General features: G+C 64.2%; 17 protein-coding genes and 1 tRNA gene. 11 read left to right on the plus strand and 7 right to left on the minus strand.

All coding sequences use genetic code 11. The annotated features are described in order from the left end of the window. Positions 1-56: 56 nt before the first annotated feature. Together cmk and aroA are read right to left on the minus strand one after the other, a co-directional pair. On the minus strand, positions 57-695 hold the full coding sequence (gene cmk, locus KMZ29_RS00430) for a (d)CMP kinase (protein ID WP_215621997.1): 639 nt from the start codon (positions 693-695) through the stop codon (positions 57-59). Next, positions 692-2,029, minus strand: coding sequence for a 3-phosphoshikimate 1-carboxyvinyltransferase (gene aroA, locus KMZ29_RS00435; protein WP_215621998.1), 1,338 nt, complete (start codon positions 2,027-2,029; stop codon positions 692-694). Before aroA ends, cmk begins: the two co-directional genes overlap by 4 nt. Before the next feature lie 146 nt (positions 2,030-2,175). Here aroA and KMZ29_RS00440 point away from each other — a divergent pair, with 146 nt between their 5' ends. Beyond that, positions 2,176-2,601: a TIGR02300 family protein gene (locus tag KMZ29_RS00440; protein ID WP_215621999.1), complete on the plus strand. Its 426-nt coding sequence runs from the start codon at positions 2,176-2,178 to the stop codon at positions 2,599-2,601. Between the two features lie 65 nt (positions 2,602-2,666). Then, a tRNA-Ala gene (locus KMZ29_RS00445) sits at positions 2,667-2,742 on the plus strand. 511 nt (positions 2,743-3,253) lie between these two features. Here KMZ29_RS00445 and KMZ29_RS00450 read toward each other — a convergent pair. Further along, a complete protein-coding gene (locus KMZ29_RS00450; protein WP_215622000.1) occupies positions 3,254-3,712 on the minus strand; it encodes a MarR family winged helix-turn-helix transcriptional regulator in 459 nt (152 codons plus the stop codon). Positions 3,713-3,880: 168 nt separating this feature from the next. Here KMZ29_RS00450 and KMZ29_RS00455 point away from each other — a divergent pair, with 168 nt between their 5' ends. The 9 genes from KMZ29_RS00455 to KMZ29_RS00495 all read left to right on the plus strand — a co-directional run bounded on the left by KMZ29_RS00455 (position 3,881) and on the right by KMZ29_RS00495 (position 11,872). Further along, complete coding sequence (locus tag KMZ29_RS00455) at positions 3,881-4,306, plus strand: organic hydroperoxide resistance protein (RefSeq protein WP_215622001.1); 426 nt, start codon at positions 3,881-3,883, stop codon at positions 4,304-4,306. Positions 4,307-4,479: 173 nt separating this feature from the next. Beyond that, positions 4,480-5,685, plus strand: coding sequence for a CaiB/BaiF CoA transferase family protein (locus KMZ29_RS00460; protein WP_215622002.1), 1,206 nt, complete (start codon positions 4,480-4,482; stop codon positions 5,683-5,685). Between the two features lie 204 nt (positions 5,686-5,889). Continuing rightward, positions 5,890-7,203, plus strand: a complete 1,314-nt coding sequence (ugpB, locus tag KMZ29_RS00465) for a sn-glycerol-3-phosphate ABC transporter substrate-binding protein UgpB (RefSeq protein ID WP_215622003.1) — start codon at positions 5,890-5,892, stop codon at positions 7,201-7,203. 109 nt (positions 7,204-7,312) lie between these two features. Further along, a complete protein-coding gene (ugpA, locus tag KMZ29_RS00470) occupies positions 7,313-8,194 on the plus strand; it encodes a sn-glycerol-3-phosphate ABC transporter permease UgpA (protein ID WP_215622004.1) in 882 nt (293 codons plus the stop codon). Beyond that, the gene (gene ugpE, locus KMZ29_RS00475) at positions 8,194-9,042 is read left to right on the plus strand and encodes a sn-glycerol-3-phosphate ABC transporter permease UgpE (protein WP_215604221.1); all 849 of its coding nucleotides are present in this window, start codon (positions 8,194-8,196) and stop codon (positions 9,040-9,042) included. Before ugpA ends, ugpE begins: the two co-directional genes overlap by 1 nt. A gap of 7 nt (positions 9,043-9,049) precedes the next feature. Beyond that, the gene (locus KMZ29_RS00480) at positions 9,050-10,144 is read left to right on the plus strand and encodes a sn-glycerol-3-phosphate import ATP-binding protein UgpC (RefSeq protein ID WP_215622005.1); all 1,095 of its coding nucleotides are present in this window, start codon (positions 9,050-9,052) and stop codon (positions 10,142-10,144) included. Between the two features lie 288 nt (positions 10,145-10,432). Next, positions 10,433-10,858 (plus strand): Hsp20 family protein, encoded by a 426-nt coding sequence (locus KMZ29_RS00485; protein ID WP_215614004.1) that lies wholly within the window; start codon positions 10,433-10,435, stop codon positions 10,856-10,858. Between the two features lie 50 nt (positions 10,859-10,908). Next, positions 10,909-11,175, plus strand: coding sequence for a BQ00720 family protein (locus tag KMZ29_RS00490; RefSeq protein ID WP_215604224.1), 267 nt, complete (start codon positions 10,909-10,911; stop codon positions 11,173-11,175). Between the two features lie 151 nt (positions 11,176-11,326). Beyond that, a complete protein-coding gene (locus tag KMZ29_RS00495) occupies positions 11,327-11,872 on the plus strand; it encodes a GNAT family N-acetyltransferase (protein ID WP_215622006.1) in 546 nt (181 codons plus the stop codon). Here KMZ29_RS00495 and ptsN read toward each other — a convergent pair. The 4 genes from ptsN to lptB all read right to left on the minus strand — a co-directional run bounded on the left by ptsN (position 11,833) and on the right by lptB (position 15,980). Continuing rightward, positions 11,833-12,294: a PTS IIA-like nitrogen regulatory protein PtsN gene (gene ptsN, locus KMZ29_RS00500; RefSeq protein WP_215622007.1), complete on the minus strand. Its 462-nt coding sequence runs from the start codon at positions 12,292-12,294 to the stop codon at positions 11,833-11,835. The genes KMZ29_RS00495 and ptsN overlap by 40 nt on opposite strands. A 237-nt stretch (positions 12,295-12,531) precedes the next feature. Next, positions 12,532-13,140, minus strand: a complete 609-nt coding sequence (gene hpf / locus KMZ29_RS00505; RefSeq protein ID WP_215622008.1) for a ribosome hibernation-promoting factor, HPF/YfiA family — start codon at positions 13,138-13,140, stop codon at positions 12,532-12,534. Between the two features lie 59 nt (positions 13,141-13,199). After that, positions 13,200-14,861: an RNA polymerase factor sigma-54 gene (rpoN, locus tag KMZ29_RS00510; protein WP_215622009.1), complete on the minus strand. Its 1,662-nt coding sequence runs from the start codon at positions 14,859-14,861 to the stop codon at positions 13,200-13,202. A gap of 117 nt (positions 14,862-14,978) precedes the next feature. Continuing rightward, complete coding sequence (gene lptB / locus KMZ29_RS00515; RefSeq protein WP_215622010.1) at positions 14,979-15,980, minus strand: LPS export ABC transporter ATP-binding protein; 1,002 nt, start codon at positions 15,978-15,980, stop codon at positions 14,979-14,981. Positions 15,981-16,100 lie beyond the last annotated feature (120 nt).

The following is a 16,100-nucleotide window of genomic DNA, read 5'->3' on the forward strand; positions in this document are numbered from 1 at the left end:
TCGAAGCCGGGAGCGGGCTTTCCTCCAATGACGGCAGCGGTTTAGTTTGAGAGCGCTCAAACCCGCTGCCGGCCCGCTCGGACGGCCTCGACAATGTCGATGGCGGCCCTGACGCCGCCTTCTATATCCAAATGCGAGTTATCGAGCAAGTAAGCATCTGGGGCCGCTTTCAGGGGGGCTACAGCCCGGTTCTGGTCGCGTTCGTCGCGTTTGAGGATATCCGCCAGCACCAGGGCCTCGTCGGCCTCCTCGCCCCTCGCCCGTGCCTCCAGGGTCCGGCGCCGGGCCCGGACCTTGGGGTCGGCGATGACGAAGATCTTCACATCGGCGTTCGGGCAGATCACGGTTCCGATATCGCGGCCATCGAGCACTGCGCCGGGCGGATCGGCGGCGAATTGGCGCTGAAAATTGACCAATGCCTCCCGCACCTTGGGGATGGCCGAGACCACCGAGGCCGCCTCGCCCACCATTTGCGTCTTCAGCGCGGGATTTCCGAACTTTTCGGGATCGAGTTCCATCGCGACGGCGACCGCGCGGGCCTCGTCGGTGAGATCGGCGCCGGCGTCGAGCAGCGCCTTGGCCACCGCGCGATAGATCACGCCGGTATCGAGGTGACGATAGCCATAGTGATGGGCGAGCCGCTTGCCGAGCGTGCCCTTGCCTGAGGCGGCAGGTCCGTCGATGGCGATGATCATGAGAACTCCGCCCCCAGCCCGCGCATCATCGGGATGAAATCCGGAAACGAGGTGGCGATGAACGCCGTGTCGTCGACCTTGACCGGCTTGTCCGAGGCCAGCCCCATCGCCAGCGCCGACATCGCGATGCGATGATCCATATGGGTGGCGACGAGGCCGCCGCCGGGAACATGACCCCTGCCTTCGACGATCAGGTCGTCGCCCGAAATCTCGACCTTGACGCCGTTGACGCGCAGCATGGCGGCGGTGGCTTCCAGCCGGTCGGATTCCTTGACCCGCAATTCCTGCAGGCCGCGCATGATAGTGGTTCCCTCGGCAAAGGCGGCCGCGACCGCCAGCACCAGATATTCGTCGATCATCGACGGCGCGCGTTCGGGCGGAACCTCGACGCCGCGCAGCTTCGAGGCGCGCACCCGGAATTGCGCCATCGGTTCGCCGGCATCGCCGCGGACCTGGCTTTCCTCGATCGATCCGCCCATTTCGCGCAGCGTCGTGAACAGCCCGGTGCGCAGCGGATTGGTCATGACGTCGGACAGAACGAGGTCGGAATTTTCGACAATCAATGCCGCCACGATCGGAAACGCCGCGGAAGACGGATCGGCCGGCACCACGACCTCGGCGCCGTGCAGTTCGGGCTGGCCCGTGAGCGATATCTTGCGGCCGTGACTGCCTTCGCGGGTCGAGACGATCTCGGCGCCGAAGTGCTTCAGCATCAGCTCGGTGTGGTCGCGGCTCGCCTCGGTCTCGATCACGGTGGTGACGCCGGGCGCGGCCAGCCCCGCCAGCAACACCGCTGATTTGATCTGGGCCGAGGCCACCGGGGTGCGGTAGAGGATCGGCAGCGGATCGCGCGCGCCCTGCAGCGTCAGCGGCAGCCGGCCGCCTTCCCCGCTCGCCACCACCTTCGCCCCCATCAATTCCAGGGGATCGAGCACCCGCCGCATCGGCCTCGAGCGCAGCGAGGCGTCGCCGTCGAAAACCGCCGTGATCGGACAGCCGGCCACGGCCCCCATCACCAGCCGGCAGCCGGTGCCGGAATTGCCGAAGTCGAGCGCGGCCTGCGGTTCCGCGAACCCGCCAACACCGACCCCGCGCACGACCCAGGCGAAATCGCCGGTCCGTTCCACCTTCGCACCCAGCGCCCGCATCGATTTGGCGGTATTGAGCACGTCCTCGCCCTCGAGCAGGCCCGAAATCCGGGTTTCGCCGACCGCCAGCGCGCCCAGGATCAAGGCCCGATGGGAAATCGACTTGTCGCCGGGAACGCGGACTTTGCCGGTCAGGGGCCCACTGGCGCGGGATTCAAGGGGCCTCGGTTGGTCAGATTGGGTCAAGATTGTGTCCTCTACGGGGGCGGCAGGTATCACATGACCCGCACCGCGTCACGCGGCTGTCGGAATGCGCGCAGAGCGCTATTGACAGGGGCGCGGCAACTAGCCAAGTGAAGCACCGTTTTTCAGAAATTCCCAGGATTCCACACGTGGCCAAATCCGATCTCGGAACCAAACGCATTTGCCCGACGACGGGTAAAAAATTCTACGACCTCAACAAGAGCCCGGTGATCTCACCTTACACCGGGGAGGTCGTGCCGATTGCGCCGATTGCGCCGCCCCGGACCCGCGCCGATGCCGCGGCGCGCGCCGCTGCGGCATCCGCCGCCGCCAACGCCGAGGCAACGCCGGAGCCCGCGGAAGCCGAAGAATTGGTGTCGCTCGAGGAAGCCGATGCCGAAGAGAACACCGGCAAGGTCAAGGCCGTCGTTCCGGAATCGGAAGACGACATCGAAATCGACGAGACCATCGAAGGCGACGACGATGACGATTCCACCTTCATCGCCGACGAGGAAGAAGGCGACGAGGACGTGACCGACATCATCGGCGACGTCGGAGGCGACGAAGAGACTTGAGATAAACCCCGAACTGTGTTCTGGGTTCTGCCCCGCGCGCCGCCCAAGGCGCGCGGAAGATTTACGGGGCCATAGCTCAGCTGGGAGAGCGCTTGCATGGCATGCAAGAGGTCGGCGGTTCGATCCCGCCTGGCTCCACCAGCCTTCGCAGGCTGCGCCTGCTTCGGCTGGGCAAGCCCTATCGTAGCGAAGGCTGCCGCGCCGAAGCCCGCAGGGCGAAGGCGGGCTCGGCAGGCTTGGGCACCGCGTTTGTTTCCTCGACATGCATGGAGAGGCTGCGCCTGCTTCGGCTGGGCAAGCCCTATCGTAGCGAAGGCTGCCGCGCCGGAGCCCGCAGGGCGAAGGCGGGCTCGGCAAGTCCGGGTATCGCGTTGTATCCTCCACGTGCATGGAGGCAGCGCCATGAAGTACGTCTACATTCTCGAGAGTCTCGATTCCAGACACTTCTACGTCGGCATTACCGACGACCTCCGCCCCGACTGGCGAAGCACAATGCCGGCGAGGTGCCGTACACTTCGAAGTACGGGCCCTGGCGGATAAGGACCTACGTTGCGTTCAGCGATGAAGCGTTGGCTATCGCGTTCGAGAAATATCTGAAGTCGGGCTCCGGCCGGGCATTCGCGAAGAAATGCCTCTGACGCCTCGCGCTCGGCTATTGCCCGAGCAACGCATTCAGCCGGTCGCGCAGTGCGATGATGTCTTTCTTCATCGCCGAAAGTTCGGAGATCGAACATGCCGAGGCGGCGAGGATGGACTGGGGCACGGTCCGGGCTGTTTCCCGCAGCGCCTGGCCCTGCGGCGTCAGTGCAATCAGCACCTGCCTTTCATCTTCGGTGCTGCGGGTGCGCTTGACGAGATGCGCCGCCTCCAGCCGCTTGAGCAGCGGCGTCAGCGTGCCGGAATCCAGGAACAGCCGCTCGCCGATATTTTTGACCGGCACGCCGTCGCGCTCCCACAGCACCAGCATCACGAGATATTGCGGATAGGTCAGGCCGAGCCGGTCGAGCAGCGGCTTGTAGACGCGGTTGAACGCGTGCGCGGTCGAATAGATCGCGAAGCAGATTTGGTTATCGAGCCGCAGCGGCTGGTCCGCCGCCTGTTTCCCGACCATGGCTAACCTCATCGCTCAATTGGAGATTCCGGCCCCAATGTGCGCCTCCCGGCGCCGATGTTCAATTGCGAACAATCAAATGTGAAGCCAGACATTTTATGTTGTACACAATCTAATTATGTGCAATATAACTGACATCGAAACCGAAGCAAGCAAGGGAAACCACCCGTGTCCGTGAATGTGCTCTACAAGACCAGCGCCAAGGCTAACGGCGGCCGCGATGGCCGCGCCGCCACGCTCGATGGAACGCTGGACGTCAAGCTCGCCACGCCGAAGGAACTGGGCGGAGGCGGCGGCGCCGGCAATAATCCCGAGCAGCTGTTCGCTGCCGGATATGCCGCCTGTTTCATCGGCGCGATGAAGTTCGTGGCCTCGCAAGGCGGCCCGAAGGTGCCCGCCGATGCGGCGGTGACCTCGACCGTGGGCATCGGGCCGCGCTCGGCCGGCGGCTTTGGCCTCGATATCGATCTCGCCGTTTCCCTGCCGGGCATCCCGCGCGCCGACGCCGAGGCGCTGGTGCAGAAGGCGCACCAGGTATGTCCCTATTCCAACGCCACCCGCGGCAACGTCGATGTTCGCCTGACCGTCGTGTGACGACTGCGCCGAATGGCCCGCCACGACAACGGGCGGGCCGTTCGCCGCATCGGCGTTTGACATGCAACCGGGTGCGGGAAGGCATGGCGCGTTCGCATTTGCGCGCCAACGTCCGTGATGCTTAATGGCCGCGACATTCCCCAAACTTTGCAAGAAACGCCAAGAAGACGCCCATGACGACTGAACCCTCCCCCGGCGCGATGACCGGATTGCGCGTGATCGACCTGACGCGCGTGCTCGGCGGACCCTACTGCACGCAGATCCTCGCCGATCACGGCGCCGACGTGATCAAGGTCGAGCCGCCGGCCGGCGACGAAGTGCGCGACTGGGGGCCTCCGTTCCACGGCGAGGACGCGGCCTATTTCGTCGGTATCAACCGCAACAAGCGCTCGATCGGGCTCGATCTCGCTTCCGAGGGCGGCCGCAGCGTTCTGATGAAGATGCTGGAAGGCGCCGACGTCCTGATCGAGAATTTCAAGCCGGGCACGCTCGACAAATGGGGCATCGGCAACGACGTGCTGCGCGCGAAATTCCCGCGGCTGGTGCACTGCCGGATTTCCGGCTTCGGCGCCGATGGCCCGCGCGGCGGCAATCCCGGCTATGACGCCATCATCCAGGCCATGACCGGCATGATCGCCGCGACCGGCTCGCCGCAGAGCGGCCCGATGCGGATCGGCGTGCCACTGGTCGACATCACCACCGGGCTCTACGCGGCGATCGGCATCCTGATGGCGCTGTCGGAACGGCAGAAATCGGGCACCGGGCAGTTTCTCGAAACCACGCTGTACGAAACCGGCCTCGCCATCATGCATCCGCATGCGGCGAATTATTTCATGCACGGCAAGCCGCCGAGCCTGACCGGCAACGAGCATCCCAATCTCGTGCCCTACGCGATCTTCCCGACCCGCACCGACAACATCTTCATCGGCGTCGGCAATGACGGCACCTTCCGCAAGCTGGCCAACGAGATCGGCAAGCCCGAACTCGGCACCGATCCGCGATTTGCTCGCAACAAGGATCGCATCGCCAACCGCGATGCGCTGCGCAGCGAACTCGCCGCCGTGTTCAGCCAGTTCGACGCCGGGCCGCTGTGCGACCGCCTGCTCGCCGCCGGCCTGCCGGCAGGACCGGTGCAGTCGATCGACCAGGCGCTGGCCAGCGCCCATACCGCCCACCGCGGCGACGTCATCGAGAAGGACTGGTACAAGGGGGTCGCCTCGCCGATCCGGCTGTCGCGCAGCAAGCCGAGCCTGCGCCGCACCCCGCCGAAATTCAGCCAGCACACCGCCGAAGTGCTCGGCGAATTCGGCTACTCCAAAGCCGAAATCGACGCCCTGGTGGCCAAGGGGGCGGTCTGCGGCAGCGAACGGAAGCGCTGAGACCAGATCGCGAACGCATCACGGGCCGTCCCGGCGGTGGCCGGGGCCACCACCTCGATGGATGCGAACGCATCCACCTATTTTCCCGCTTCCCTCGGCCGCCGCTTCCCCAATATCATGGTTTCGCTTATACGGTCATTTGCACGTCATCCAGCGCTGTTATCGCGCCAAACGAAGATGATGGTCCAACCGGGAGGAATTTCTATGATGCTTCGACACTTCGGCCTCGCCACCACGCTGGCGGCTACATTCGCGCTCGCCAGTCCCGCTCATGCGGTGACGGAGCTTCAGTGGTGGCACGCCATGACCGGCGGCAACAATGATGTCGTCAACAAGCTCGCCGCAGACTTCAACGCCAGCCAGTCCGACTACAAGGTCGTGCCGTCCTTCAAGGGCGGCTATGCCGACACCATGAACGCCGGCATCGCGGCGTTCCGCGCCGGCAACGCGCCGCACATCATGCAGGTGTTCGAGGTCGGCACGGCGACCATGATGAGCGCCACCGGCGCCATCAAGCCGGTGTACCAGCTGATGAAGGATGCCGGCGAACCGTTCGATCCCAAGGCCTACCTGCCGACGATCACGGGCTACTACTCGACCTCCAAGGGCGAGATGCTGTCGTTTCCCTTCAACTCGTCGTCGACGGTGATGTGGATCAACAAGGATGAGCTGAAGAAGGCCGGCATCGCCGCAATCCCGAAAACCTGGCCGGAAGTGTTCGATGCGGCCAAGAAGCTGAAGGCGGCGGGTCATGCGACCTGCGGTTTCTCCAATGCCTGGGCGTCATGGGTCCATATCGAGCAGTTCTCGGCCTGGCACAACGTTCCGATCGGCACCAAGTCGAACGGGCTCGACGGCTTCGATACCGAGCTGAAGTTCAACTCGCCGCTGCACGTCAAGCACTTGCAGAACCTGATCGACCTTCAGAAGGACAAGACCTACGACTATGGCGGCCGCGCCAACGCCGGTGAAGCCCGCTTCGGCTCCGGCGAATGCGCGATCTTCCTGACTTCCTCGGGCTATTACGGGACCGCCAAAGGCACCGCCAAATTCGATTTCACCTCGGCGCCGATGCCCTATTATCCCGACGTCGCCGGAGCTCCGCAGAACTCGATCATCGGCGGCGCGTCGCTGTGGGTGATGGGCGGCAAGAAGCCCGAGGAATACAAGGGCGTGGCGAAGTTCTTCGCGTTCCTTTCCGACACCGACCGCCAGGCCAAGCTGCATCAGGAATCCGGCTACCTGCCGATCACCAAGGCGGCCTATGAAAAGACCAAGGCGTCCGGCTTCTACGAAAAGAACCCGGTACTGGAGACGCCGCTCAAGGAGCTGACCAACAAGGAGCCGACGGCGAATTCACGCGGCCTGCGCTTCGGCAACATGGTGCAGATGCGCGACCTCTGGGCCGAGGAAATGGAAGCCGCCCTTGCCGGCAAGAAGACCGCCAAGGAAGCGCTCGATGCCGCCGTGGCGCGCGGCAATGCCGTCTTGCGGACGTTTGAAAAGACCGCAAAGTAAGCCATCCCAAACAGTTCCCTCTCCTTTTTGGAGAGGGAGCCTGTCTCGCATCGCCTGAGAATGCCGGGACGTCTGAATAAGCAAGTCGGGAATGAGCAAGTCGGCCTGAATGGAAAAGTCTGCGGTCTTCAACGGCAAGCTGCTCCCCTACCTGTTGCTCGTGCCGCAGCTCATCATCACATTCGTATTTTTCTACTGGCCGGCCAGCCAGGCGGTCTGGCAATCCTTCCTGCGTGAGGACGCCTTCGGGCTCAGGTCCGAATTCATCGGCCTGGAGAACTACCAGGCGCTGTTCGCGCAGCCCGAATATTACGCGGCGATGCTGACGACGCTGGTGTTCTCGACCCTGGTTGCGGTGCTGTCGCTGTCGATCGCGCTGTTGTTCGCAACCCAGGCCGACAAGAACCTGAAAGCCGCCCCGGTCTACAAGACCTTCATGATCTGGCCCTATGCGGTGGCGCCGGCCGTGGCCGGCGTGCTGTGGTTCTTCATGTTCCATCCGTCGCTCGGCACGCTGGCGCGGCCGCTGCGCTGGATGGGCTTTGACTGGAATCCGGTGCTGAACGGCAACCACGCCATGATGCTGGTGGTGATGGCCGCGGTGTGGAAGCAGATTTCCTATAATTTCCTGTTCTTCCTGGCCGGGCTGCAGTCGATCCCGAAGAGCGTCATCGAGGCCGGCGCGATCGACGGCGCAGGGCCGATGCGGCGGTTCTGGACCATCGTTTTCCCGCTGCTGTCGCCGACCACCTTCTTCCTGCTGGTCGTCAACGTCGTCTACGTGTTCTTCGATACGTTCGGCATCATCGACGCGGTGACGGGCGGCGGTCCTGCCGGCGCCACCACCACCATGGTCTACAAGGTCTACGCGGACGGACGGCTCGGCGGCGACCTCGGCGGCTCGGCCGCGCAGTCGGTGGTGCTGATGGTGATCGTGATCGCGCTGACCGCGATCCAGTTCCGCTATGTCGAGCGCAAGGTGCAGTACTGATGGTCGAGCACCGCCCCTGGAACGACGTCATCGCCTACGCCATCCTGACGCTCGGCGTCTTCATCGTCGCCTTTCCGGTCTATCTGGCGCTGATCGCCTCGACCCACGACGCCGGAACGGTGGTCGGCGGCAACATGCCGTTGTCGCCGGGAAGCCAGACGCTCGAAAACTATTACCGCGCCATCTTCGTCGGCGGATCGCGCACCAGCCGCGAACCGGTCGGACATCTCCTGATGAACTCGTTCATCTCGGCGCTCGGCATCGCGGTGGGCAAGATCATCATCTCGATCCTGTCCGCCTACGCCGTGGTGTATTTCCGCTTTCCGTTCCGCAAGACCGCGTTCTGGATCATCTTCGTCACCCTGATGCTGCCGGTCGAGGTTCGCATCTATCCGACCTACAAGGTGGTGGCCGACCTGCATATGCTCGACACCTATGCCGGACTGATCCTGCCCCTGATCGCATCCGCCACCGGTACGCTGTTGTTCCGTCAATTCTTCATGACCGTGCCGGACGAGTTGCTGGAAGCCTCCCGCATCGACGGCGCCGGACCTTTCCGGTTCTTCAAGGATACGCTGCTGCCGCTGTCGGTCACCACGATCGCGGCGCTGTTCGTGATCCAGTTCATCTATGGCTGGAATCAGTATCTGTGGCCGCTCTTGATCACCACGCAGGATTCGATGCAGACCATCGTCACCGGCATCAAGAAGATGCTGACGACGACCGACGAACTGGCCGAATGGCAGCTCGCGATGGCGACGGCCGTTCTGGCGATGCTGCCCCCCGTCGCGGTGGTGGTGTTCATGCAGCGGCTGTTCGTGCGCGGCCTGGTCGAGACGGAGAAATAGGACAGAGATGGCTAACGTAGTTCTCCGCGACGTCCGCAAAACCTACGCCGGTGGCTTCGAGGCCATCAAGGGCATCGATTTCGAGGTCGGCGACGGCCAGTTCTGCGTGCTGGTCGGCCCCTCCGGCTGCGGCAAGTCCACGCTGCTGCGCATGGTCGCGGGGCTGGAGACCATCACCGGCGGCGAGATCGACATCGGCGGGCGCATCGTCAACACGATCGAGCCGGCCGAGCGCGACATCGCCATGGTGTTCCAGAATTACGCGCTCTATCCGCATATGAGCGTCTACAACAACATGGCCTATGGCCTGCGCAACCGGCGCATGCCGGAGCCCGAGATCGACACCCGCGTGCAGGAAGCCGCGCGCATCCTCGAGCTCGGCACCATGCTCGACCGCAAGCCGCGGCAGCTCTCCGGCGGCCAGCGCCAGCGCGTCGCGATGGGCCGCGCCATCGTGCGGCAGCCCAAGGTCTTCCTGTTCGACGAACCCCTGTCCAACCTCGACGCCAAGCTGCGCATCGCCATGCGCGTCGAGATCCGCAAATTGCAGCGCCGGCTGAAGACCACGTCAATCTACGTCACCCACGACCAGCTCGAAGCGATGACGCTCGCCGATATCCTGGTAGTGATGAATGGCGGCCGGGTCGAACAGATCGGCAATCCGCTTGCCATCTACCAGAAGCCCGCGACCACCTTCGTCGCCTCCTTCATCGGCGCGCCGCCGATGAATCTGATGCAGCTGCGGGCGGATGAGATCAGAATCCAGTTCGCCGGCGACAGCCGCGAGGCCGGCGAGGCCGGCATCCTCGGCATCCGCCCCGAGGATTTCGTGATTTCGAACGAGACGATTGCCGGCGGCATTGCACTCGATCTCACCGTGGAGGCGATCGAGCGGGTCGGGGCCGAGACCTTTATCTATGGCACCCGGCAGCACGAAATTCAGGGCGTTGCCGCCAATCCCGGCGAATTGCCGCCGGGCGAAGTGATCGTGCGAATCCCCGGCGCGGTCGCGCCCGCCATCGGCGAGCGAATCAGGGCGGTGGCGCCGCGCGAAAAGCTGCATCTGTTCAGCGCCGACGGTCGCACCCGGATCGATTTGTAGCCTGCCTTGGTCATTCCCCGTGCAAGCGCGTAGCGCTTGTCGCCGGGGCATCGCGCAGCGATGAACCCGGAATCCCGAGATTCCCCGATGTGCCGTTGCACATCTGAGGTTCGCGCTTCGCGCGCCCCGGAATGACGCCGGGAGAGCCATTTTGTCGCGGTTAATCAGGTGCTTGAACACCTCCCAAATCATGCCCATATTGGTTGTTGACCGGAGGGCAAATCCGCCGGCCGGCCAAAAATGGGGCGCCGCAAGGGCCCCTCAAAGTCGCTTCGAGAGGACTTTGTGATGTCTCGTGTTCCTTCGTTATCCAGTCCGTTCCTGCTCGGGTTCGACGAAATCGAGCGTGCGCTCGATCGCGTCGTCAAAGGCGCCGACGGTTATCCTCCCTACAACATCGAGCGCTGCGACCGTGCCAACGGCGCGCCCGAACGCCTGCGGATCACGCTGGCGGTCGCTGGTTTTACCCGCGATCAACTCGATGTAACCATTGAGGAAAACCAGCTCGTGATCCGGGGCCGCCAGCATGACGACAAGGCCCGGCAATACATCCATCGCGGCATCGCCGCGCGCCACTTCCAGCGCACTTTCGTGCTGGCGGAGGGGATGCAGGTGCTGGGCGCGGACCTGAAAAACGGGCTGTTGTCGATCGATCTCGCCCGGCCGGAGCCGGAAAAGGTCGTTAAGACAATCGCTATCAATGAACACGAATAATGGAACGAGTAGCGGACTCGACCGCTTAGTCTGACAGAGGAGTCGAGACCATGACTGAAGGTAACGTTGTCTACGAACCCACCGCCGTCTCACCGGAGGCGCTGGCGACCTTGGGCGAGGGACACATCGCCTATGTGAAGCAGATCCGTTCCGAGGACGTGCCGGGGCTGTTTCCCCAGGCGCCGAAGATCGCGCCGGGACTGAAGCTGTTCGCGCTGCATGCCGCCGACGGCACGCCGATCATGCTGACCGACAGCCGGGAAGCGGCGATCGCCAACGCATGGAGCAACGAATTGCAGGCCGTCAGCGTTCACTGACGCAGGCGCCTGGAGGCGTCGCCGACGCAGCCCGGCTGCGATGGATAGCGCGCATCGGGAATTCGTAAATACGCGGGCATTGCCTCGATCATATCGGGCCGATGTCCGCGTATTTCATTTTGGGCCGACGTCATGCTCCGGGTGGAATCGAATGCGTAAAGAAGCGCCGCAGCCGATCGTCGCAGACGAGCTGTCGAACGGCCGTCCGTTGAGCGTGGCGATGCTTGCGCTCAACAACGCGCACGCGCAGGAACTGTCGTGGCTGGAGCCCGCGCGGCTCGAGCATCTCGTCGCCCAGGCATTCCAGGCGCGCAGAATCGGCAACCTCGACGCCTTTATGCTGGCCCTCGATCAGGACGCCGACTACGACAGCCCGAATTTCCTCTGGTTCCGCGACCGTCATGCGCGCTTTGTCTATGTGGACCGGATCGTCGTGGCAGGGTCCGCGCGCGGACTTGGCTGCGCGCGAAGGCTGTATCACGACCTGTTCGAGCAGGCTGGCAAGGCCGGGCACGACCGCGTGGTCTGTGAGGTCAACACACGTCCGCCGAACCCCGTGTCGGACGCTTTCCATGCGGCGCTAGGATTTGTCGAGGTCGGTCGCGCGAGCATCCATGAGGGCCGCAAGACGGTGCGATACCTGTCCCGTCCGCTGCCCTACGCCGCGCTGGCCGGCGGCAGCGCCAGCACCGAATAGATCGCCTGGGCGTCGCGCGAGGCGCGCAGCTTCTTGGCGACGTCCTGGTCGCGCAGCAGCCGCGCGATCCGCGCCAGCGCCTTCAGGTGATCGGCGCCGGCGCCTTCCGGCGCCAGCAGCAGGAACACCAGATCGACCGGCTGGCCGTCCATCGACTCGAAATCGATCGGGCGTTCGAGGCGCGCGAACAGGCCGAACAGCTTTTCCAGCTTGGGAAGCTTGCCGTGGGGGATGGCGACGCCATAGCCGACGGCGGTGGTGCCGAGTTTCTCGCGCTGCAGCAGCACCTCGAACACGGAGCGCTCGTTCTGCCCGGTCAGGGCGGCCGCCCGCGCCGCCAGCTCCTGCAGCGCCTGTTTCTTGCTGTTGACCTTCAAAGCCGGGAGAATCGCCTCGGGTGCGACCAGATCGGTAATCGTCATGGGGCGTTCCGAGGTGAATTAAACCGTCAGGTTGCGAAATAGGGTTCAGAGGGGCGGCGTCAAGAAGATGAGGCGGTAGGCGGGCCTGTTACCCGGGTCCCGGTCTGGGGCGCTACGGGCTTTCTCCTACTCCAACGCAGGACCGGTGCCAACCACCCGGGGGTCGTTTCCGGTCCCCTCCGTCGAAGGCCGCGGACCATAGGGAGGGTCCCGCGAGGCGTCAATGCCGATTGCCGCCTATCCCCCGGGCTTGATGACAGGGGGGTCGATCCAGCCGACATTGCCGTCCGGCCGCCGGTAAATGATATTCACCCGCCCGCTCGAACCGTGCTGGAACACGAGGCAGGCGGCGCCGGTCAGGTCCAGTTCCATCACCGCTTCGCTGACCGACATCCGCTTCAACGAGGTGGTGGCCTCCGCAATGATGACCGGATTATAGCCGACGTCATCCTGCTCCTCGTCCGCGGGCGCCTCGATGATGTAGCTCGGAACGTCCAGCGTGGGCGCGGTGAGTTCAGCCAGCGCCTCCGCCTCGGCATGCGCCTTGCGGGCCGAGCGGTCCTTGAGGCGGCTCTTGTAGCGGCGCAGGCGCTTTTCGATCATCAGCAGCGCCTGGTCGGCGCTGGCGTAGGCGTCGGCGGCATTGGAATCGGCTTCCAGCGTGATCCCCGAATCCAGATGCAGCGCGCAGTCGGTGCGGAAGCCGAAGCCATCCTTGCTCAGCGTAATGTGGCCGGAATAGTTGCCGTCGAAATACTTGCGCAGAACTTCATCGGTGCGCTCGCTGACGCGCCCGCGCAGGGCTTCGCCGACGTTGATGCTTTTTCCCGAGATCCGGAGGGTCATTTGAGGCCTCGATTAGTCTGGAGGGGAACCGACACTATCCCGATTTGGCCGGGACGCAATCAGGCAGGCTGCGCGTCGCGGGACCGGTCGGAGGATGCGGCAGGCGCGGAAAGGGCATTGCCGAGCATGCTTTGCTTGTCGCGTCGGCGTTGCACCGAGGACGGGATTCGCATCGCCTCGCGGTACTTCGCCACCGTACGGCGGGCGATATCAATGCCGGTGGCGCGCAATCGCTCCACAATGGTGTCGTCGGACAGGATCATGGCCGGGTCTTCCGCATCAATCAGCTGCCTGATGTGGTGACGGACGGCCTCTGCCGAATGGGCTTCGCCGCCGTCGGCCGACGCGATCGAAGCGGTGAAGAAATACTTCAATTCGAAGCTGCCGCGATTGGTCGCCATGTATTTGTTGGCGGTCACCCGCGACACCGTCGACTCATGCATCTGGATCGCGTCCGCCACCGCCTTGAGATTGAGCGGCCGGAGATGCGCCACGCCATGGGTGAAAAAGCCGTCCTGCTGGCGCACGATCTCGGTGGCGACCTTCAGGATGGTGCGGGCGCGCTGATCGAGCGCGCGCACCAGCCAGGTCGCGTTCTGCAGGCAATCGGTGAAATAGGACTTGTCGCCGTCCTTGCGGATGTTCTTCGACAGCTCGGTGTAATAGACCTGATTAACCAGCACCCGCGGCAGGGTGTCGCTGTTGAGTTCGACATGCCAGCCGCCGTCGGGGCCGGGCCGCACATAGACATCCGGCACCATGGTCTGGGTGCGCGATGAGCCGAATTTCAGACCCGGCTTCGGATCGAGCCTGCGGATTTCGCCGATCATGTCGGTGATATCTTCGTCGTCGACGCCGCAGAGTTTTCGCAACGAAGCGATATCGCGCTTGGCCAGGAGATCGAGATGCTCGACCAGCGCCTGCATCGCCGGGTCGTAGCGATTGAGCTCGCGCAGCTGGATCGCCAGGCATTCGCTCAAGTTACGCGCGCAGACGCCGGGCGGATCGAATTTCTGCAGCACCGCGAGCACCGCCTCGACCTCCGCCTGCGACGCTCCCAGCCGCTCGGCGGCCTGCCCCAGATCCGGCGGCAGGTAACCGGCCTCGTCGACGAGATCGATCAGATATTGCCCGATCATGCGCTGCGCCGGCCCGGTAAAGGCCACCGCGAGCTGTTCGGCCAGATGGCTGCCGAGCGTGACCTCGGCGGCGACGAAGGCTTCGAGATTGTAGCTGTCGTCGTTGGAGGCGCCGCCGCCCCATTCGGTATAGGCGGTGGGCGCCGCATCCTGCGCGGTGCGCGCCGCGGCCTCGGCCGGCTCCTCGGAGAACACGTTGTCGAGCGGGGTATCCAGCGTCTGCTCGATCTCGGTGCGGCTGCCAAGGTCGCGGTTCATCCAGTCTTCCTGGCCCGGCTCGAAGCTGTCGCCGGCGGAGCCACCTGCCATTTCCGAAGGCTCGCCGCCGCTTTCATCGCCAAAGGCGGAACCCTGTTCCTCACCGCCGGCATATTCGCCCCGCTCCGGGGAGGGTTCGCCGGCGACCGGCGGCTCGGGGCCGTCGCTGGCGCGCTCCAGCAGCGGATTGCGCTCCAGTTCCTCTTCCACAAAGGCCGAAAGGTCGAGATTGGACAGCTGCAGCAGCTTGATCGCCTGCATCAGCTGCGGCGTCATCACCAGCGACTGGGATTGGCGAAACTCTAATCTCTGCGTCAGCGCCATCGAAACAAGAACCGATCCAAGAAAGTTGGTCCGATTCTTGCTTAAACTAGTCCAAAGCCGATGTACACGGCTTGACGAACTGGAAAAAAGGACTAGAGGCGAAATTCCCGGCCAAGGTTAAAGCCGGAATTCCTCACCCAGATAAAGTCGCCGCACGTCAGGGTTGTTGACGATCTCCTCCGGATTGCCCTCGGTCAGGATCTCGCCCGCATAGACGATATAGGCGCGATCGGTCAGCCCCAGCGTTTCCCGCACATTATGGTCGGTGATCAAAACGCCGATGCCGCGATTGGTGAGATGGCGGACCAGGTCCTGGATGTCGCCGACCGCGATCGGATCGATGCCGGCGAAGGGCTCGTCGAGCAGCATGTAGTTCGGACGGGTCGCCAGCGCGCGGGCGATTTCGACGCGGCGGCGTTCGCCGCCGGACAGCGCGATCGACGGGGTTTTCCGCAACCGGCCGATGTTGAATTCGTCGAGCAGCGAATTGAGTTCGGCCTCGCGCTTCTTCTTCGAGGGCTCCACGACCTCGAGCACCGCGCGGATATTCTGTTCCACGGTGAGGCCGCGGAAGATCGAGGCTTCCTGCGGCAGGTAGCCGATTCCGAGCCGGGCGCGCTGGTACATCGGCAGCCTGGTGACGTCGTGACCGTCGAGTTCGATGGCGCCGCGATCGGCCTTGATCAGGCCGGTGATCATGTAGAATACCGTGGTCTTTCCGGCGCCGTTCGGGCCAAGCAAACCGACGGCCTCGCCGCGGCGGACATAGATGCTGACGCCGCGCACGACCTGCCGGGTGCCGAAACTCTTTTCCACGCTGTGCACGGCGAGCAAGCCCGCCTTCTTGGTCAGCCGCAGCGCGGGCGCGCCATTGACCTTGGGCCGCGGCGGTCGCAGCCTTTCCACTGATGGAGGCGGCGCGCTCGGTTTCAGGACCGGCGGCGCCTCGCGGGCGAACGGCGAGCCGTCGCGCGCCAGTGGCGGCGCGTCGCGCACCGGGCTGGTCAGCATGTCGCCGATGGCATCGCCGAGCGCGGTGATGTCCTCACGCGTACGCGCAAATCCCGGCGGATTGCGTTTGGCCGGGCGCCGACGGAACAAGCTGAGTAAATCCACCATCCCCCGCTTCGCTTCAGCCTTTCACGGTGATCCCGCGAACCCGCCGCGGGCAAATCGATTCGCCCCGGCAACATGAATGAATGGATGTCCCTTGCCCAGCGGAACACCCTCGATCGGGCA

Origin of the sequence: Bradyrhizobium sediminis (assembly GCF_018736085.1) — a bacterium.
In the GTDB taxonomy this organism is placed as follows: domain Bacteria; phylum Pseudomonadota; class Alphaproteobacteria; order Rhizobiales; family Xanthobacteraceae; genus Bradyrhizobium; species Bradyrhizobium sediminis.